22 protein-coding genes and 2 pseudogenes are annotated in these 19863 nt (G+C 28.2%); 12 read left to right on the plus strand and 12 right to left on the minus strand.

Annotated features, from left to right (window positions below; translation table 11 throughout):
- Window positions 1–159: 159 nt before the first annotated feature.
- From ACQY1Q_RS12000 to ACQY1Q_RS12020, 5 genes are all read right to left on the minus strand, one after another.
- Window positions 160–321, minus strand: coding sequence for a hypothetical protein (locus ACQY1Q_RS12000; protein WP_431005564.1), 162 nt, complete (start codon window positions 319–321; stop codon window positions 160–162).
- Between the two features lie 23 nt (window positions 322–344).
- Window positions 345–578, minus strand: coding sequence for a hypothetical protein (locus tag ACQY1Q_RS12005; protein WP_431005565.1), 234 nt, complete (start codon window positions 576–578; stop codon window positions 345–347).
- Between the two features lie 16 nt (window positions 579–594).
- Window positions 595–810: a hypothetical protein gene (locus ACQY1Q_RS12010; RefSeq protein ID WP_431005566.1), complete on the minus strand. Its 216-nt coding sequence runs from the start codon at window positions 808–810 to the stop codon at window positions 595–597.
- Window positions 811–1100: 290 nt separating this feature from the next.
- Window positions 1101–2693: a vitamin K epoxide reductase family protein gene (locus ACQY1Q_RS12015; RefSeq protein WP_431005567.1), complete on the minus strand. Its 1593-nt coding sequence runs from the start codon at window positions 2691–2693 to the stop codon at window positions 1101–1103.
- A 117-nt stretch (window positions 2694–2810) separates the two neighbouring features.
- A complete protein-coding gene (locus ACQY1Q_RS12020; protein ID WP_431005568.1) occupies window positions 2811–3494 on the minus strand; it encodes a DNA-binding response regulator in 684 nt (227 codons plus the stop codon).
- 274 nt (window positions 3495–3768) lie between these two features.
- Between ACQY1Q_RS12020 and ACQY1Q_RS12025 the strand changes: the two are divergent.
- Window positions 3769–4491: pseudogene (locus ACQY1Q_RS12025) on the plus strand (magnesium chelatase domain-containing protein); the annotation flags it as partial.
- 81 nt (window positions 4492–4572) lie between these two features.
- On the opposite strand, the gene ACQY1Q_RS12030 reads toward ACQY1Q_RS12025, so the two are convergent.
- From ACQY1Q_RS12030 to ACQY1Q_RS12040, 3 genes are all read right to left on the minus strand, one after another.
- Window positions 4573–5256 carry a response regulator gene (locus ACQY1Q_RS12030; RefSeq protein WP_431005569.1) on the minus strand — a complete coding sequence of 228 codons (684 nt, stop codon included), beginning with the start codon at window positions 5254–5256 and terminating at the stop codon, window positions 4573–4575.
- 17 nt (window positions 5257–5273) lie between these two features.
- Window positions 5274–6059 (minus strand): sensor histidine kinase, encoded by a 786-nt coding sequence (locus ACQY1Q_RS12035; RefSeq protein ID WP_431005570.1) that lies wholly within the window; start codon window positions 6057–6059, stop codon window positions 5274–5276.
- Window positions 6060–6751: 692 nt separating this feature from the next.
- Window positions 6752–7219: a hypothetical protein gene (locus ACQY1Q_RS12040; RefSeq protein ID WP_431005571.1), complete on the minus strand. Its 468-nt coding sequence runs from the start codon at window positions 7217–7219 to the stop codon at window positions 6752–6754.
- A gap of 207 nt (window positions 7220–7426) precedes the next feature.
- Here ACQY1Q_RS12040 and ACQY1Q_RS12045 point away from each other — a divergent pair, with 207 nt between their 5' ends.
- From ACQY1Q_RS12045 to ACQY1Q_RS12075, 7 genes are all read left to right on the plus strand, one after another.
- A complete protein-coding gene (locus tag ACQY1Q_RS12045) occupies window positions 7427–7837 on the plus strand; it encodes a TIR domain-containing protein (protein WP_431005572.1) in 411 nt (136 codons plus the stop codon).
- Between the two features lie 4 nt (window positions 7838–7841).
- Window positions 7842–8438: a toll/interleukin-1 receptor domain-containing protein gene (locus ACQY1Q_RS12050; RefSeq protein WP_431005573.1), complete on the plus strand. Its 597-nt coding sequence runs from the start codon at window positions 7842–7844 to the stop codon at window positions 8436–8438.
- Window positions 8435–9415, plus strand: coding sequence for a caspase family protein (locus ACQY1Q_RS12055; protein ID WP_431005574.1), 981 nt, complete (start codon window positions 8435–8437; stop codon window positions 9413–9415). The genes ACQY1Q_RS12050 and ACQY1Q_RS12055 overlap by 4 nt, the downstream gene beginning before the upstream one ends.
- Before the next feature lie 2 nt (window positions 9416–9417).
- A complete protein-coding gene (locus ACQY1Q_RS12060) occupies window positions 9418–9927 on the plus strand; it encodes a TIR domain-containing protein (RefSeq protein WP_431005575.1) in 510 nt (169 codons plus the stop codon).
- A 7-nt stretch (window positions 9928–9934) separates the two neighbouring features.
- The gene (locus ACQY1Q_RS12065; RefSeq protein ID WP_431005576.1) at window positions 9935–10375 is read left to right on the plus strand and encodes a DUF4231 domain-containing protein; all 441 of its coding nucleotides are present in this window, start codon (window positions 9935–9937) and stop codon (window positions 10373–10375) included.
- Between the two features lie 12 nt (window positions 10376–10387).
- Window positions 10388–10528, plus strand: a complete 141-nt coding sequence (locus ACQY1Q_RS12070; RefSeq protein ID WP_431005577.1) for a hypothetical protein — start codon at window positions 10388–10390, stop codon at window positions 10526–10528.
- 291 nt (window positions 10529–10819) lie between these two features.
- Window positions 10820–12532 (plus strand): hypothetical protein, encoded by a 1713-nt coding sequence (locus ACQY1Q_RS12075; RefSeq protein ID WP_431005578.1) that lies wholly within the window; start codon window positions 10820–10822, stop codon window positions 12530–12532.
- Here the strand turns inward: ACQY1Q_RS12075 and ACQY1Q_RS12080 are convergent.
- From ACQY1Q_RS12080 to ACQY1Q_RS12095, 4 genes are read right to left on the minus strand one after another with little or no spacing between them, the layout of a single operon-like run.
- Window positions 12522–13499 carry a TniQ family protein gene (locus ACQY1Q_RS12080; RefSeq protein WP_431005579.1) on the minus strand — a complete coding sequence of 326 codons (978 nt, stop codon included), beginning with the start codon at window positions 13497–13499 and terminating at the stop codon, window positions 12522–12524. The two genes, ACQY1Q_RS12075 and ACQY1Q_RS12080, sit on opposite strands and share 11 nt — an antisense overlap.
- Before the next feature lie 4 nt (window positions 13500–13503).
- Window positions 13504–14349 carry a TniB family NTP-binding protein gene (locus tag ACQY1Q_RS12085; protein ID WP_431005580.1) on the minus strand — a complete coding sequence of 282 codons (846 nt, stop codon included), beginning with the start codon at window positions 14347–14349 and terminating at the stop codon, window positions 13504–13506.
- Window positions 14350–14355: 6 nt separating this feature from the next.
- Window positions 14356–16185, minus strand: coding sequence for a Mu transposase C-terminal domain-containing protein (locus ACQY1Q_RS12090; RefSeq protein WP_431005581.1), 1830 nt, complete (start codon window positions 16183–16185; stop codon window positions 14356–14358).
- A 3-nt stretch (window positions 16186–16188) separates the two neighbouring features.
- Window positions 16189–16938, minus strand: a complete 750-nt coding sequence (locus tag ACQY1Q_RS12095; RefSeq protein ID WP_431005582.1) for a TnsA endonuclease N-terminal domain-containing protein — start codon at window positions 16936–16938, stop codon at window positions 16189–16191.
- A gap of 18 nt (window positions 16939–16956) precedes the next feature.
- Between ACQY1Q_RS12095 and ACQY1Q_RS12100 the strand changes: the two are divergent.
- From ACQY1Q_RS12100 to ACQY1Q_RS12115, 4 genes and pseudogenes are all read left to right on the plus strand, one after another.
- Window positions 16957–17640: pseudogene (locus tag ACQY1Q_RS12100) on the plus strand (YifB family Mg chelatase-like AAA ATPase); the annotation flags it as partial.
- Window positions 17641–17764: 124 nt separating this feature from the next.
- Window positions 17765–18778, plus strand: a complete 1014-nt coding sequence (locus ACQY1Q_RS12105; protein WP_431005583.1) for a TlpA family protein disulfide reductase — start codon at window positions 17765–17767, stop codon at window positions 18776–18778.
- 105 nt (window positions 18779–18883) lie between these two features.
- Window positions 18884–19186 (plus strand): hypothetical protein, encoded by a 303-nt coding sequence (locus tag ACQY1Q_RS12110; RefSeq protein WP_431005584.1) that lies wholly within the window; start codon window positions 18884–18886, stop codon window positions 19184–19186.
- Window positions 19187–19287: 101 nt separating this feature from the next.
- Entirely contained in the window at window positions 19288–19794 is a 507-nt protein-coding gene (locus ACQY1Q_RS12115; protein WP_431005585.1) for a ferritin, read from the plus strand.
- The last annotated feature ends 69 nt before the right edge of the window (window positions 19795–19863 follow it).

Raw genomic sequence — 19863 nt, forward strand, 5'->3', positions numbered from 1 at the left:
AGATCAGAAACCTATTTTTTACATATGTAATTTATCAAACGGCTTAGAACTTCATAAAAACTTAAAATTATAAGATTAAATGTAATTAATTACATTCTATAATAAAAATCCTACATAATTAATTACATTTAATCTTAGTTACATTTTTTTTATTAAAAACTATGGTTCAATAATTAATCTACAATAAGACTCGGCACATTGCCATCCATACTCTTCACATATACGATCTCTGTTTACATCGCATTGCTTTCTTCCTCCGTTAATTTGTTGTTGTTCAGCTTTATTTAAAGCTTTTCCTAAATCTAAAAGTTGTTTTTTCATTATTATTATATTGGGTTTAGTTTTTAAATACAAACAATACAACCTAATTCTCCATTAATACAAATTATCCATGGCCCCGGACAACCTCCACCACCACCTGATAAAGGATTTTTGTAACAGAAATCTCCATCACAATAATATCCTTCCGGGCAATTTCCTGAAGAGTCACAGAAACCACTTGGATCTTCTCCTGCATTTATTTTTTTTAATGTTGCTTTATCTAAAGCTTTTCCTAAATTTAATATGTGCTTGTTCATTTTTTTAAGTTTTAAATTAATATTCAGCTCCTTTCCAACATGAAGGATCACCTGATTCAACTCCCGGTATTGTTCCGTCAGGACAATACAAACGACATGAATTAGATACTTTAACACCATTGTTATAGCAAAAACACTTACAATTTGGGTTATCAATAGGTCCACTACCGTTAATAGTTTTTTGTTCTTTTCTATTTAATGTTTTACCTAAGTTTAAAATTGTTTTTTTCATACTTTACTTTTAACAATATGCTAAACAAACTTTTACATAATTTAATCGCTCACACACATGACAATATGGGCAGTCATCATCTGTTACGCATCTTCTTAGAGGTATGCCTCCTTGAACTGCTTTTTGTTCCGATGTACTTAAAAAAGTACCTAAATTTAAAATTTGTTTTTTCATATTTAAATTTTAAGGTTACTTTTGCGGCGAACATTTTAAGACACTCACCGAGTGTGTCTATTCTTCGCGAGAGAATTTTGTTCACAACCAAAGCCTTTCGGCTTTGGTTTTATTTTTTATAATACTGTAGTTACATGACTACTTTCTTCTAATTCTTCAATAAAGAATACCAAATCGGTTCTGTTATATTCTTTAGGGAAAGATTTACCGTTAATTAATATTTCAGGAGTAAAATTAATTCCATTGTTTTTACACCATTCTTTTTCTATTTTCAACTCATCTACAAACGTATCTACGTCCTTACATTCTCCCCAATTTTTCAACCATATCGCTGAATTACCTTCTTCATAAATTTCATTCATTGCTACCAAGCAGGTTGCCTCGCCTCTTTCTTTATAAATTTCTAGCAGTTTACTGGTAATTTTTACCGTATTACTTTCTCTATCGTCCGGATTTATATTAAATCGAATTTTTATTTTTACCTTATCATTGTATTTATTCAAAATTTCTTCAACCTGTTTATGAACCGGTTTACAATGCCCGCAAAAAGGGTTAGTTACAATAACAAGTTCTAAATTTGCTTGTTTATTACCCAAAACAATTTCTTCTTTACTTGTAATTGTAGTATCAACAAACGGAGCTTTATTTAGCATTCCTTCAAACAAAGCAAAGTTTCGCTTAAACTTTGTAGCTTCAACTTTATCTTTTCGTAAATCAGTCACTTCTTTCATAAGTGGTTTTATATAACTCCACCCTAACCATGAAGTAATACTGATTAATCCAAAAATCATTAAGTTATTAAGAGTCAATTCAGGAACAACAATCCCGGTTACTAACGGAATTGCAGCCTGTAACCATAAAACTCCAACAATACTCAAACAAAGCATACACCATTTTTTAACAACGGCATACTGATAGTAAATTGAATATATGGTTATGGGAATTGCTACTAAACTTATAGCATATGATAATAACGGAGAACTGATTTGAACAAAAGTTAGTGTAGCCAGTATTGAAAAATAAAGAATACTAAAATCACTTAATTTATATCCTCTAATAAGTTCTGCTCCTTTAGATGTTAACACAGCATCACAATCTTTTTTATCATCTACTCCGGAACAAAAAGCATCACCTATAGAGGTATGCAATCCTAATTCTTGTTTAACAATAGCGGCACTTATTAAAAGTCCTAGAAAAGATAATGCAAGATGTAATACATTACTTACTGAATTACTATTTTTCAGCGTAAGAAAAGTAACTAACCCCGTAAGAATTATTGCTCCGACATATCGAGCTGTTTTAGTTGCTTTAGACTTCGTTGGACTCGAAACACTATCTGTTTTTTCAACTGCAACAATAATTCCTGTAAACAGACTTAAAAACTCACTCTCGGTTATTTTTTTCTTTTTCCCTTCACTATTATATATAATGTAATCAGTATCTTTTTTTTGAACTACCACTAAACTCTGACCTTTATCTCCTTTAATTTGAACCAAATAGCATTCAGGCAATTGTTCAATCGTTTCTTTATTAACAGGAACATCTGCAGCAACATTTTCAATATTAAAATGATCTAACACTCCTGTTATGGCATGTAAACTAGGGTAGGAAGGGTGACTTTCAATTTGAAATCTTAACTCTTCTTTATCAAAAGGTATCTGATTTTTTCTTAGTAATTGTTCTACTAAGAGATTTAATGAATTTTTCAAGTTAGTATAGTTTTTAGCTTTTTTTTACGATGTTCTCAAATATATACTTTAAAAAATAAACAATTACTTTTTTTATGATAAAAAAAGTAAGGATAAACATTACTTATTCATCTTTTTCTATATAAAACCATTTTCTTTGGCCTTCAATATCAATTCTCTATGTCCTTTTTCTTTCACATCAAAAACTTTTTTCAAATGTCTTTTTCTCTTTTCAATAGCTGCTATTGATAAAGGAATACTCCCTAACATATCTTTAACTTTTGCTCCTATAGATAATTCATATAATATTTTTCTGTCAACATCATCTAATAAAAAATCTACCGATACTTTTTTTCTTAATAATTTTAATATTGTTTTACTATAGTATGGAGGATCTTTAATCACTTCTTTTATAGCATTTACTAATTCGGTAAAAGAAATATCCTTCTTCATTAAAAAACCATCCGGATTAATACTTTTAAATACGCTATGAATTCTATATTTATTATCATTAGAAGTTGAAACTATTATTTTTGTATTAGGAAAAGATTCTATAATACGGATTCCTATGTCTTCACCAGATAGTATTTTTCCACTATCAGAGGGTAATAATTTTAAATCTAAAAATGCCAAATCAATTTTATTTCCATTTTTAAGATACATTTTCATATTTTGAATTGCCTCATCATAATCATGAGCAATAATAAAATCTAACAAACATTCATCGGCCCCCGAAACAACGATGTTAAATGCTTTTTTATACGCTTCACATACCAATGGAAAATCATTAACTATTAGCACTGTGAATTTTTCTTTTTTCATAAAACAAAAAAGATTTATGGTTAATGTAGTAGCTTATATCTGTTATATAAACAGTGTAGAAAACCTCATCTCATCTTAGAAAAAGACAAGTAGAGTAGATGTTTTATTTTGAAACAAAACAATAAGATATAGCCTGTTTGCAAAAATTGCAAGTTTCGTAAAGTTATACATAATCGTAATCATTTCAAAAAACTAATACCATTATTACAAAATTTTTAACCCAAAAAAATAGTTAGTTTATTAAAATATATATCTTTATAAAAAAGAAAAAGTCATGCTAATAAAAACCTATGGATCTGCCGTTTTCGGAATTGAAGCAACTACGATTACTATTGAAGTTAATATTGATAAAGGTATCGGATACCATTTAGTGGGACTTCCCGACAATGCTGTTCGTGAAAGTTCTTATCGAATTTCAGCGGCTTTAAATAATAACGGATATAAACTCCCCGGAAAAAAGATTATTATCAATATGGCTCCTGCTGATATACGTAAAGAAGGGGCATCTTACGATTTACCTCTTGCTATTGGAATTTTAGCCGCTTCAAACCAAATTAAATCGGAAAGTATTCAAGAATATATAATTATGGGAGAATTGTCTTTAGACGGAAGTTTACAACCTATAAAAGGTGCTTTACCCATCGCCATCAAAGCTCGTGAAGAAGGTTTTAAACATTTTATTCTTCCTAAAGAAAACGCTAAAGAAGCCGCTATTGTTAATAATTTAAACGTTCTTGGGGTGAGCAACATTATGGAAGTTATTAATCATTTTGATGGTATTAACTCTATTGAACCGACCACTGTTGATACCCGTGCTGAGTTTTACAAACACATTGACTTTCCTGAGTTTGATTTTGCTGATGTTAAAGGACAAGAGTCTATTAAACGTTGTATGGAAATTGCTGCTGCCGGTGGACATAATATCATTCTCATTGGTCCTCCCGGAGCAGGAAAAACAATGTTAGCAAAGAGGCTACCGTCTATTTTACCTCCTGTCAATTCTAAAAGAAAATGATAAATTATATTAGTAGATGATAAACTTACATAAGTAAATGAGAAAAACTGTAAAAAACTCTTATTACTTTATTATTTTATTTCTTAACAAAAACGTTGTTAAACCCTGTCTACTCTTTACATTAAACTTTTTAAACATAGCTCCTCTATAACCATCAATTGTTTTTTCACTTAAAAACATTTTTTCTGCAATCTGACTGTAGGTAAGATCTGTTGGAACATAATTTAAGAACTCTCTTTCACGCTCAGATATTCCAGCTAATAAACCAACTTTAATATGTCCTGTATTGTCTATGTTACCAATGTTATTAGCCATAATTTCAGCTGCAAAATTTGGAAAAAAATTATTCCCTGAAACCACAGTTTCTAGAGCATTATGAATATCTTCTACTTCAAGGTCTTTAGATAAATACCCATTAACACCTCTTTTTATCATCTTGATAACTGCTTCTTCATTTTCAAACATTGTAATGACTATTATTTTTATTTCCTTATAATTTTCCTTTATCCAAGATACAGTATCGTAACCGTCCATCTCAGGCATATCAATATCTAAAAAAATTATATTAGGAATACCTAAAAGTCTTAATTTTTTCTGTAAATCAACACCATTTTCTGCTTCAAATAATATTTGATATTTGTCATCTTTATTTCTTAAGTTAATTAGCTTAACTAATCCTTTCCTGAAAAGATTATGATCATCTACAATAGAAATTTCTATCTTATTATTATTATTTTCTTGAATCATTTATTTTAATTTTAATTCTATCTGGAAATTAACAAGAAAACTTTAGTCCCAAAATTTAACTTACTTACAATATTTACCTTTGCATTTATAACTTTAGCTCGTTTACTAATATTTAATAATCCAGTACTACTGTTTTTATCTCTATTTTCTCTAGCCAAATCAGTATCAAAACCAACACCATTATCTTCTATAACTAATTTAATTGAATCATTATTATACTCTAAAACTATATCTATTTTACTTGCTTGCGCATACTGTATAATATTATTAATAACCTCTTGACAAAGTCGAAATAAAATTATTTCTCTTTCTGGCCCTATACTAAAACTATTTCCAAGAACTTTAAAGTTAACAGGGTATTTCATTATCTTAGAAACTCTATTTAATTCATTTTTTAAAGCTTTTTCGAAACCTATTTTCATTATATAATCAGTATTTAAAGCCGTACTTATAGATTTTAATTCAGATATAAGTGACTTAGTTAGTACTTTAGTTTCAAGAATACTTTCCTTATTAGGGTTATGCAAAATTTCAGATAAATTAATATTAATTAATGATGCTAACTGACCAATATTTGAGTGCAGTTCTTTCGAAATATGATCTAATGTTTGCTCTTGAATCTGAATTTTAGAATTCAATAAAATTTTACTAAAAGATTCTTTTAATTCTAACATTTCTTTTTGATGAAAATATCGTTTTCGTTGATATTTAAATAGAAAATATATTATTGCTCCACTAAAAAGTAAAAGCAGAATTGTTGATACTATTATTGTTAGTATTATTTCTGATTCAGAGGTAAACATAAAAAACCTATTAAATACAGTGAATACATTACTATATTCAAAGTGTCATTTATAAATAAAAAGGAGTTTAAATAACTTGATGATGAAAGTATTAACTTATTAAATAAAATAAAAAAAGGCAAGGTTCCCGTATAATATAAAAATATACCCAAACAAATCCAAAACTCTGGATTAGAAGATAATTTGACTATTGTTGTTTCCTCTAATACTTGTTTAAAGTATATTAAAGATGTAAGTACTAAAATTATATTTGATAAAATAATAGTATAACTATTTACATTAAAAGGAGTTTGTATAACAAAATAATTGAGTAAAGTAAATAATACAAACGGTATTAGAGACCATTTAATTATATTTCTAAAAAGAGAGTCCCTTATAATGAAATACATAAAAAGCAGTGTATAAACATGCCTAAAAAATAAAAAAGCATTATAAATCCATAAATTAGAACGACCAAAATTCCAGAGTTCTATTTTATATAAACATAATTTCCACCAAATAGCAAATAACTCAACAAGAATGGTCAGCAGTAAAAGGCTTGAAAATATTCTAAAATGTTTTTTACTACTGTATAGAAAGCTTCTAACACTTACTATTGCACTTAAAAACATTGGAATTAAATAAATATATTCGTAACTAATCAAACCTTTCACTCTGACAATATACATAATAAATTAAATTTTAATTAAATTTTAATTTTCTTGAATAATATTACTTTCTTCCTCACATCTAGGAGGGCAAGGTGAGCCAAAGTTAAAATCCCGTTTAATTACATTTGGATCAGAATCTTTAATAAAACGATCTGACTTTGATCTCTCTTCATAATCAAGCTCTTCTTCGAGAAAAATATTTACTCTTTTTTGTGATTTACCCTGCTTCTTTATTCTAGTAACATTCATTACTAAACATAACTGTCCTTCTAAAGGATGCCCTTTTTCATATGCGCCAAAATGCAATCTAATTCCATCACCTCCTGCATGATCTATTTCCTCCAATAATTTTGAAATATGCTCTCTTGTATACCAAACACTTTGAGTATCTTCTCTTCCTAGTTGTTTACATAAAATAGGGTGTTTTAACTTTTTAAAGTTTTCCTTTCTTTCTTCTGTAACCTTTTTTCCTATGAAAAAAAAAGGCAGTTTCTTAAGCGTTGTTTTCATTCAATATCATTTTAATTAAATTAATAATTGCAAGTGTTTCTTGCAGAATTTTGACACAAACTAAACCTAAAAAAACCACTTAAAACAGCTCATAATAAAGATCTATGAATAATCCTTTTACATAAATAGGAGATTTCCTATTAGCCACAGGTTTTTACCAAACAACAATTACCAAATCTTTGTAAACATAATTTTAAAATATTTAATATGGCAAAGCCTAGAGCATTTATCAGTTTTGATTTTGATTATAATAAAACTGACCGAGATCTATTCGTTGGACAAATGAAAAATAGTAAAACACCTTTTGAAATTGAGGATTGGTCATCTAAACACAAACTCCCTCAAAAAGAATGGGAAAACTTAATTAACCAAAAAATCAATAAATGTAATATGCTAATTGTACTTGTAGGTAAGTATACACACAATGCTACTGGTGTTAAAAAAGAAATTACATTTTCTCATAATAATAATGTTCCTGTTTTCGGAATTTATATAGATGGAGCAACTAAAACTACAGAGCTCCCATCTGGTTTACAAAGAAATCGAACAATTAATTGGGAATGGCACCAAATTTCTGAGAAAATTGATTTATGTATGAATGAAGGTAAAAATAAGTAGATATATGGGACTTTACACAAGTAATTATTTAAAAAATCTTGCTTCTAATAAACGTTCATTTATTAATGAATCAAAAAACATCTTTTTATCTAAGGCTACAAATGAAAGAGAAAAATTCGATATATTCCTATCACATAGCTATTTAGACAAAGATGAAGTAAATGGTTTGTATTCTGAATTAACTGACAAAGGTTATAAAGTTTATGTAGATTGGATTGTAGACAGTCATTTAGATAGAACAAATGTAACAAAAGAAAGTACAGAGCTCATTAGAAATAGACTTAAACATTCAAAATCTTTATTATTAGCTATCTCTTCTAAAGCTACTATGTCAAAGTGGATACCATGGGAATTAGGTTATGTTGACGGAAAGACTAATAACTGTGCTATATTACCAATAGCGAAAGAATCATCTGATGAAAAAACATTTACACGTTCAGAATATTTATTACTATACCCATATGTAAAAATGGCATCATTAGATGGCTTTTTTAATAGCATCTACACTGTAGATTCTTCAAATTATTATATTGATTTCAGTAAATGGATTAGATATGATAAAAAACCTGAATTTAATTTTAAAAACATTGATATTTTATGATAAAGAAGGCATTAATAGTTGGAATTGATTACTACGAAAATATTTCTCAATTATATGGGTGCGTAAACGATGCCTATTCGGTCGAAGCCGCATTGGAAAGGAATGGAGATGGATCTAAAAATTTTCAAACAAAGTTACTAACAGCAAATGGGGTTGATTCAAAATTAACAAGAAAAGAGTTAAAAGATAATATTAAGAAATTATTTGAAGATAAAACAAGTGCAGCTCTTTTTTATTTTGCTGGCCATGGTTATGCTGAAAATACAGGTGGATATCTACTAACTTCAGAATGTGAAGATGGAGATGCTGGTCTTCCAATGAAAGATATAATTGATATTGCAATAGAATCTGATGCTCAAAATAAAATAATAATATTAGATTGTTGTCATTCTGGCGCTGCCGGTGAACTTTCAATTAACAAAGAAATTTCATTTTTATCTGATGGATTAACAATTCTGACAGCTAGTAGTAGGAACCAATCTGCAGAAGAAAAAAATGGATCTGGTGTATTTACAAACTTATTAGTTGATGCTCTGTATGGAAGTGCAGCAAATTTATTAGGAGAAGTAACTCCCGGAAGTGTGTACGCTCATATTGATCAAGCAATTGGAGTTTGGGGGCAAAGACCGATTTTCAAAACAAATGTAAAAAACTTTATGTGTTTAAGACAAACTGATCCGCCAATTTCAAGAAGTGATCTTAGAATGATAACTGAATTATTTGATAGTAAGTGGACTGAAATTCAACTTGATCCAACTTATGAACCTGAACGTTCAGAGGAACAAAGACTACAATATCCTGACCCTATATATGAAAACACACAAAAATTTGCTTTGTTACAAAAGTACAATCGTGTTAATTTAGTCATTCCTATAAGCACTAAACATATGTGGCATGCAGCCATGGAGTCAAAATCATGTAAATTAACAGCAATGGGGACACGCTATTGGGATTTAGTTAAAAAAAATCATATCTAAATATGAACCCATATGATAAATCTAAAGTTAATGCTCCTGCATTAATTTTAGGAGCACTTACAGTTGGAGCTATTTTATATGATCTTTTTACCCCATCTAATGATTTAACTAAATCACAAATAAAGAATAAAAGAAATGCTCGAGTCTTCATAAGTTTTGCTAAGAAGGATGAAATCTACAGAGATTATTTAGTAGAACAAGCTAAAAGTAATCGTTCTCCTTTTAGTTTTGTAGATATGTCAGTAAAGAAACCTTGGCCTGAAAATATTTGGAAGGAAAAATGTAGAAAAAAAATAAAAGGTTGTGATGGTGTAATTGTTCTTTTGAGTGGAAAAACATGGAATTCTTCTGGTGCCCGATGGGAGGTAAAATGTGCAAGAGAAGAAGGTATACCTGTAATTGGAATGCATATTTTCAAAAACAACATCAAATCAGTAATTCCTGAGTTAAAAACAGCAAAAATCATTTCTTGGAATTGGGAAAATTTGGAAAGAATAATTCGTAAATTTTAGAATACTAATGGAATCAGAAGAATATATTAAACAGCGAATTGATAATCAGATAAAATGGTATGATAAAAAAAGTAGTAAAAACAAGAGTCTCTTTTACATATTTCATGTTTTAGAAATATTCCTAGCTTTATCAATTCCTTTTTTAAACAACATAACAGATGACAAACCCTTATGGGTATTTAAAATAATTAGCATCATAAGTTTAACTATCGCTATGATATCAAGTATACTCTCTTTATCAAAATTCCAAGCAAATTGGATAGAATATAGGTTGACTTCAGAGAATTTAAAATCCGAAAAATTTATGTATTTAACAAAATCAGATCCGTATAATCAGAAAGAATCATATCGAATTTTAGTACAGAGAATAGAAGAAATTATTTTAAAAGAAAATTCTAAATGGTCTATTTCAAAAGATTTCAAGAGCAAAAAAAGTAAAGAATCTTAAATAAGATAAACAATGAATATTATTAAATCAATTAAACCTGGTCCCAAACCTAAAAAAGAGGACGGAACACCAGATAAGAGAAGAAGAGTTAATCCTCCAAACAAACCTAAGCATCCAGGATTAAAACCTCATAAACACAAACCTGGAGATTAAATTAAGCTACTGTGAGATTATTAATATAAGAGATAAATTTACCTCAAAATTATTTAATCCTATAAATGAAAAAATAACAAAAGCCAAAAGATTAATTTTGGCTTTTATTTTTCACTAAAAATTTGCTATTGTATATAATCTTTATAAATATTTTTCATTTTGATATAACGATTATTGTAAAAACATTTCTTATTAGTATCAACTATTATACTTGCTATATCATCTCTAAGTTATAGGTTAAAATTCTTAATTTTATAAAAATTTAAGGATACAATAAATTAAGATAAAAACATGCCTTCAAATCTCCCTAAAGAAAAATTTAAAATAGCTACAAAACACTTAAAAACATATAAGACTACTTTATGGTATTTATTTTGGAAAGGTAAAAATTTTATAGATGGTGATACTTTATATTTTAATTTATGGTTAATTAATATAAACGAAAATAAATATCCCGTAACTTTCAATTATAAAACTAAAATTAATGTAACGGCACACTCCGCAAAATCTAGTAAGTATGTTTTAGGCAGTATATACGATTATCAAGGAAATATTGTTAACTGTCCAGAAGTCAATACCAAAGGTTTATCAAGAATTGAAACCTTTTTAAATAATAATGACCTTAACGATAAAGGCTTTTATAATCTATTAAAAGGCAGTAGTAATTATCCTTTAATAGATTATAAGCATGAGGAGCTTAAAAACGTATTATTTTATAAAAAAAAGATTATAGTAAAAGAAAAAGAAACTAATATCATTGTTCCTTCACAACTAATTAACGATTTCTTTTTCTTTTCATTCTCTACTAAGTTAAATAATCTTATAATTTCAGGCTCAATTATTGAATGTGTTAATTATATCGGCAGAAAAAACATAAATGGGATTGAAACAGGAATAATATCACAGAACAGATTAGAAATAGGGAAAAAAGAAACACTATATTATGGCAGGTATTTTTTTACAGATAATGATGCCGGTCTTGAGGCTATAAATCAGTTAAGAAAAGAACATTTATTTCAATTCAAAAAAGGCGAAAAAAAAGTTTATTTCAGTTCTAAAATTCCATTTGATTTTGACATTAACTTTAATTTGATAGGTCAATATATAGATTCCAGTAATTTTCTTGCAAATAGAATTGTAGGTATTGATTCAAACAACCTTTCTTTTTTCAATATAGACAATCTAATAATTTCTGTTCTGAACGATACTAGAAGTGCAAAGAATTATGACAACAACATGTCAGTCAAATCTAAAAACCTGACAATCAATAAATTCACTAAAATAGAAGAAAATAATGATTATAGAAACTCAGATCAAACAAGCGAAATATATCCTATAATAGAAGAACAACCTAAAGATTATTCATTTTATCATACCCCAAAAAATGAAGTCGTACCAAAAGAATCTAATAAAAATAAATATATTTTAAAACAAATTATAGGTGGTAAAGAATACACAGGAGGTAGTGTAAATATATTAGGAGACACCAAAGAACCAGGAGTCACAAAAACTAATATTGAATTATGTCTATATGACTTAATACAATGGAATAATTTCATAATTAAAACATTAATAGAAATTTGTGATGAAAAAGGATATAATGGGCATTTTATTAAACTCTCTTCAGTAAAAGAAGAAATTTGTTATACTCAATATAAAAGAAAAATCAATTTAGATGTACTTTCCGCTACCCCATATGGAAGTAAATTCTTTTTTAAATTTATCCTCTTTAAAATAAATTTCAACCAAAAAAACTATTATTATTTTGATAAAGGAGCAGGAACACACTCTTGCTTTTTTTCTGACATCTATCATAGCGATATCGAATCATCGAGGTTAACAAATTTTATACGAAAAATGATAGTTAATGAAAATTTGAGATGGTCTAAAGCGCGAAAATATGATAAATTCAAGCCTGATGGAATTATAATATACCAACCAATAGAACACAAGGAAAACAACCTAAAAATTAGATTATTAAAAAGGTTAGATTTTAACTCTTAAACTTTAAATTAAAATACACCCAATAAGGCATTTTATCTATATTATCTACTAAATTTGAGTTATTAAATTTTTTAAGCCTATATACTTTAAAAAAAGTCTCCGGCCAGCCCATAAGCATCTCGTTAACTTTAACAAGAATCTTTCGTTTATCCTCAATAGAAGTAAGGTAAAACATTTCTCTTTTACCTTCTATTTTAATATTATATTTTTCTTGAAAATTAATTTTAAACTGGTTTAAATCACTAGAAGTCTTTACCTTACTACTCAACATAAGTAAGACTTTTATATACGAAAATGAATAGTTTGACACATGATTATACCCTAAACGAATTGTTGTGTCAATAAAATTTTGATACAACAATTCACTCAAGGTTATCTCTTGTATATTTACTTTTCTCAGATCTGCTCCACAATTAGAGCAGAAAAACAAAAATTCATTCATTCTTTTTTTTCTTCCAAAATTTATTCTATAGAATGAAATAGGTTCATTACATTTAAAACAGCGATCAATTAAACGTTTTTTACATTTTACACAAAAAATACTTGTTTGAAGTCTCCAAGAAATTCTAAAATAATTATCGTTTATACAAGAAGGGCAATAGACCAAACCGTATTGTTTTCTTTTCCTATGCTTAACACCTATTGGATTTACATTAAAATTATGACTATTTAGTTTTAAATTTTCAAATGCTAAACCTGAATATTTTTGTAAGGACATGTTTATTACTTCTTCTTTATTTAAAGGAGTATATTTTAAAACTATTTGAATAATTTTTTTAGGAATAATAAAATCAATATCTCTATTCCAAAATGGAGTATCTCTTCCAAAACAAGAATTCGAAAAAGGTATAGGTCTAATACCACATTCTAATGACATTCTATAGAACCAACTAGTGAATAATTCATCTTCTTTAGGAGCTACATAAAATGGCCAAATATTCTTATTTAATGATTTTATAAAGACCAACTGGTTATAATTTGTATATCATTTTTTTTCTATCAGAAGGCGGAACGTATCTGATTTCATTCAATATATCAGGAGTAATTTTTTCTAAGTTATTTTCTAATGCCCAGATAGTACTTAGTTCAATTATTTTAGATATTTCTCCTATTAACCCTTCACTTAAAGCTAGTATTTTTTGAGCATAGCCGTCTTCTATTAAGTGAGATTCCTCTTTTAATGGCAGCTTAGATTCAAAACTCAATAATAATCTTTTATATTCGTTATCAAATTTCCATCTTTTTAAAACTCTAGGAACAAATCTATTTGACAATTGGGGATCTGTTTGAATTGCATTAAAAGCATCTTTTGTTCCCGCACATACTAAAGAAATTTTTAACTCATTAGATAGAAACTTTAAAACATTTAGAAATTTACGTTGCTTCGTTGGTGCTCCAGCTAAAACATGATGTATCTCATCTATTATTAAAACCTTAACCTCTAGCCTTTGCAATAAATTTTTAACTCTTATTTGTCTTGCATCTAGCTTCTCTGAAATTTTATAAGGCGCAAGTAATTGTTCTAAAATTGAATTATAAAACCTTCTCTCATCTGGTTCAGGAGGTGCTTGAACACCAATAACCGGGCAAATCATTTCATTGTTTTCCTTAGAAAACATAGCTGGATTTAAACTAATGAATTTCTCTATTAACGCTGTTTTTCCATTATTAGAATCTCCTACTAAGAGAACATTAGGCATTCTAGAAGATTTCGGATAAAACTTCAAATCATTCAACTCTTTAATAATCTGTACAGCTGCACTATAATTAATCCATTTAGGCTCCCTTACAATTTTTATCCTATCTTTATTATCCATACTTTATCAATTAAAAATATCATCCGTGTCTTCAAATGGTTTTAAATCGTCATTTTTTTTAGATTCTTTTAACTCTTCAGTATTCTCATTAACAAAAATTGTTTTCTTCTGTTTATCAGGAATTTTTTTATACTTTTTTGTCTCTCTTATAGCTAATTGTTCTAATTCATCTAATTCTCTGTAAGATTCAAAAATCTTTTCTTCATTAAGCTCTATTTTGTTTTTTTTCAGAACTCTTAACACATCTTTGTACTCCCATATTGAAATCGGAGGCAATGACGTATTTCTATAAGGTACTTCAAAATATTCTTTCAATTCTGGATCAAAAAAATATACCATACTAATATCTCTAGGATCTCTTCTAAAGATAAACTTTCTTTTTTCTTTACCTTGTGTACTATGAATGTATTTTCTCAAAACTTCATCATAATAATAAATATGATCTATTACTATTCCATATTCCTGAATGCTCCTTTCATAGAAAGGCATAAAATCTAATCTTAACCTTCTTTCATTTATTATTTTTTTCGGTAACCCTCTACCTATTTGTTCTTCACTACCAAAAATACCTTCTTTAAACTTCTGAATAGGAGACTGTCCCAACGACGAATGTATTTTGTTATGATAAATTTTTGTAATATAAATAGTTATCCATTTTTCAAACTCTTTAAGAGTTAAAGAGGCTTTTTCTTTTGAATTATAATTTTTTCGTTTATTCAAATCTGCAAAAGTCGTTCCTGTTAAATTATGAATTTCTTTTGAAAATGTACCTAATAATCTTTCAATATGACCTCCCCAATGTGGAGTTCCTGGAGGTCTAAACTCAATATTAATACCATAATTAAAACATGCTTTTTTTAACATATCTCCTCGAAATTCCTTTGCATTATCAACATGTATAGTATCCATCACTCCCCAACAAGGCCATTGCTCATCAACGCCTATTTTTTTTAACCATAAATCTTTAGGTAAAATAGAATGAGCGATACACAAACCAGTGCCATGAGCTCCTGGTGTTTCAAAAGACAAATAAAAACCTAAAACCATTCTGCTGTATACATCCATAGCAACAGTAATGTGAGGTCTTTTATAAGGGTTTCTATTTTGTTCATCTACTAAAATAATATCTACAACTGTGTGATCTATCTGAACTACTGACAATGGGTAATCTGCACCAGGAAAATGTCCCTTATGTGGCTCAAATTTATATTTAGCCTCTTTACTCCCATATCTTTTTTTAAGCTTAAGTTCTTCAGAAAGATTTTTTATTCTCATTCTAACCGTATTCTCATGAGGTCTTTTTAGATTTTTATCTAAACATCTTTGATGAATTATTCTAATAGTTTTATTTATAGACTTTTTAGATGAATTTAAATAAACTTCATCTATTGTTTTATTTATAATATCATCTATATCTGGACTCAATCTACTTTTTCCTTTTCCTCCTGATTTTTCTTTCCCTATCAATGAAGACACTAGCCCTGTTTGAGTATACAGTTTTATCCACCGATAAATAGTAGGAACACTAATACCATTTTCTTGTGAAGCCAATATTATTAATTTCCTCCTATTATCCATTTTTAAAATAGGAGCAATTATATCATATCTTTTTTGTGCTAAGTTCCATTTATCTTCTGATAGCGTTTTTATTTCATATATTGGTGACGATGGGGTAAAGTTTTGAGATGGTTTAAGTTCATATATTTTAACTGTTCTAAAAATATTAGTCTTAATTTCTTGAATTGTAACAGTATCTAAATCTATAATCCTAACAATTATAGCTTCAATATTCTCGTATAAAACTTTTTCACCATTTGTAATAAAAAAATTCCCCATCTTCTAAATTTTAATTTGAGAATACATCGTTAATTTTTCCCTTAAATCTATTTTTACCATACCATTTGCCACCATATACCATAAAGTATATAATAGCTCTGCTTTTCTGTCTTCCGGAAAAAAAGAATCATTGATAATACTTTTAGGAGTAGCAAACTTAATTGCTTTTATTCTTTCTTCTAATATAGTTATATCTAAAAAATCTATAATATTATTGGTCCTTCTATATGGTATTAAAAATTTACAATTATCTAAAAATGGAGTTCTAATTTTAGTTTCATCTATTATTTTAAAATTTAAATTATTCTCCTCACAAAATAATTTAGCTGCATTAAATTTGTTTCTATATTTCCTTTTATGTTTCTCTAAATCATTTCTATACTTTATTTCTATAATTTCATCTTTTCTCCCATCTATATATTTCACATAAAAGTCTGGAACATAATAACTTTTTTTAGAGTTTACTGTAAAGTATATTTTCATGGGTTGCTCACAATAAGTTGAAACAGCTGAGTCAAATTCTAAGAGATTTATATAATCCCTCTCTAAAGATGATTCAAAAGATACCAAATCATTTGTTTTTAAACTTGAAATATTCCCCGATAAACTGAAATTTTTCAACCCTATTTCTCGTACTTTTTTCAAACTTATTATCGCTTCTTCTGTTAAAAATGAATAAAACTCATCATCAAGATAAGAATTTATCATTTTCTTTTGTAAAAATTCACTAATTTTTATAGTGTTTTTTATCATATAGTTCTAAATTTCACAGGTGGACAATATCCACAACCCGGTGAAATATCTCTTGCTCATAATGGTGTACTTTTTTTAGATGAACTTCCGGAATTTAAAAGAACAGTATTAGAAGTCATGCGACAACCTTTAGAAGATAGAGAAGTTACCATTTCACGAGCTAAATTTACCGTTAATTATCCGTGTAGTTTTATGTTAGTTGCCAGTATGAATCCAAGCCCGTCTGGCTATTTTAATGATCCTGATTCTCCTATTACTTCTTCACCAACAGAAATGCAACGTTATTTAAACAAAATATCAGGACCTTTATTAGACAGAATTGATATTCACATAGAGGTTACTCCCGTGCCTTTTGATAAGCTTTCAGATGACAGAAAAAGCGAAAGTAGTGTTGATATTAGAAAAAGAGTAATTAAAGCTCGCGAAACACAATCATTAAGATTTAGTGATTTAAATACCATACACTACAATGCGCAAATGAATGTAAAACACATTAAAGAGTTTTGTAAGCTATCAACGGAAAGTAAAAGTCTGTTAAAAACAGCTATGGAAAAACTAAACCTTTCTGCCAGAGCTTATGATAGAATTTTAAAGGTATCCAGAACTATTGCTGATCTTGACTCCAGTAAAGATATACAACCTCAGCACATTTCTGAAGCCATACAGTATAGAAGTTTAGACAGAGAAGGTTGGTTAAGTTAAATATGCCTATAAAGGTATTTTTCAGCGTTAAAAACAATATAAAAAGTAATTATACGTTAAAAATATTTTGTATTCATTATTATTCATTACTTTAGTCCACCGCTAAAACATTAATTAAACCGAAATGAAAAAACTAATTTATTTAAGCTTAGCTTGTTTAGCTATAGTTTCATGTAAACAAGAACCTAAAAATTACGTTACTTTTTCAGGAAAAATTACAAATAAAAACTCAGACTCAATAGTTGTTTCTAATCGTCAATTAGGATTTAAAAGAGTTATCAAAGTTGACGAAAATGGTAATTTTAAAGATACTTTAAATGTTAAAAATGGTATTTATACTATTTATGACGGAGCAGAGCAAACACCTGTTTTCTTAAGAAACGGAGATGAAATTAACATGACCATCGATACAAAGCAGTTTGATGAAACTGTTACGTATGCCGGTAAAGGTTCTGACGAAAGTAACTTCTTAGCTAAATCTGCTTTAGCACAAGAAGCCTTCTTTAGTGACGAAGGCCTTTTTGATCTTTCTAAAGAAGATTTTGATGCAAAAATTAATTCATATGTAGATGGTTTTAAAACGAGAATTGGAGAAAAACAATTAGACTCTGTTTTTACTAAAAATCAACATGAAGGAATTGAAGGACTTAAACAATATTTATATCAAAACTACGAAGTAAAAGCCTACATGGCCAAAAACTTAGCTAAAGGTTTAGATTCTCCAAAATTTGAAGGATATGAAAATCATAAAGGAGGTACTACATCTTTAGATGATTTAAAAGGTAAATATGTATATATTGATGTTTGGGCTACTTGGTGTCAACCATGTAAAAATGAAATACCTCACCTTAAAAAAGTTGAAGAGCAATTTCATGACAAAAACATTGAGTTTGTTAGTATTTCAGTTGATCAACCTAAAGATTATGAAACTTGGAAACAAATGGTTGCTGAAAAAGAGTTAGGAGGTATTCAACTAATTGCTGATAATAACTGGACTTCAAAGTTTGTACAAGATTACAAAATAAACGGAATTCCTCGTTTTATACTTATTGATACTGAGGGTAAAATCATTAGTCCAGATGCACCTAGACCATCTGATCCTAAATTGACAGAATTATTAACTTCATTAAACTTATAATAAAAGTTTAATCATAAATAATACTGAGGGCTCACAAAAATGAGCCCTTTTTGTTTGTTTTAATTAATCATTTTTTAGATTAATTAAAAATAATATATTTGCACCATGGAATTTTGTACAAAAAGTTTTCACTATAAATTAGTTTATACTAAACGAAACGCCTATCAACTTGATTTAGGCTTCAAGGTTATTGATTTAACTTTTTGTCAGTTATTATCATTTAGAAAAAAAATAATAGAATACTCAACTTATGAGGCTATCGAAACCATTTTAAATGAAGATAATTTTATTTTACTTTTTGTAGCAGATAACAAACACTTGTTATTCTTAAACATTCCTCAAATATTAGAATTAAAAAACTTAGTACTTTCTGTTTTTGAACAATCTACATCTACAACAGTAGCGTAACTAACGGTTACTAAGACTACTTTTAAATTAGACCTCCTTCTATTTTTAGGCTTTTTAAATCCGTATCTTTACTACTACAATCATCAAAAAACACTAGTAATATGAAAACTGCAATACGAAGAGACATGATTTTACATGTTGAAGTTGTTGATTTATTAAATCAGCAAATTATGATGGAACAGAGAGCTTCTTCGAAATATTTAGCCATGGCTTCTTGGTGTGATCAACGAGAGCTTAGAAACAGTGCTACATATTTTTACAATCAGGCAGAAGAAGAAAGAACCCATATGATGAAAATTTTCAAATTCATTAATGATAACGGAGGTAGTGCTTTATCGCCTACGATAACAGAAGTTCCACATGAATTTGAAAGCTTACGTGATACTTTTGAGGCTTCTTTAGACGCTGAAATTGAAGTTACGCAGTCTATTCATCACGTATTTAAAAAGGCTCGTCAGGTAGGAGATTTTACCTCTGAATTATTCTTACAATGGTTTGTTACTGAACAAGCTGAAGAAGAAGAGAAAGTAAGAGATATCTTAGATTTAATTGATTTAATGGACGATATGCCTCTAAAAATGATTGATGAGCGTATTCCAACTGAATAAACTTTTACACATAAAATAGAAAATCCCGTAACTAAGTTATGGGGTTTTTATTTATCCCTTCTTTTATAT

Source organism: Tenacibaculum sp. TC6, from assembly GCF_050606265.1.
Lineage (GTDB): Bacteria > Bacteroidota > Bacteroidia > Flavobacteriales > Flavobacteriaceae > Polaribacter.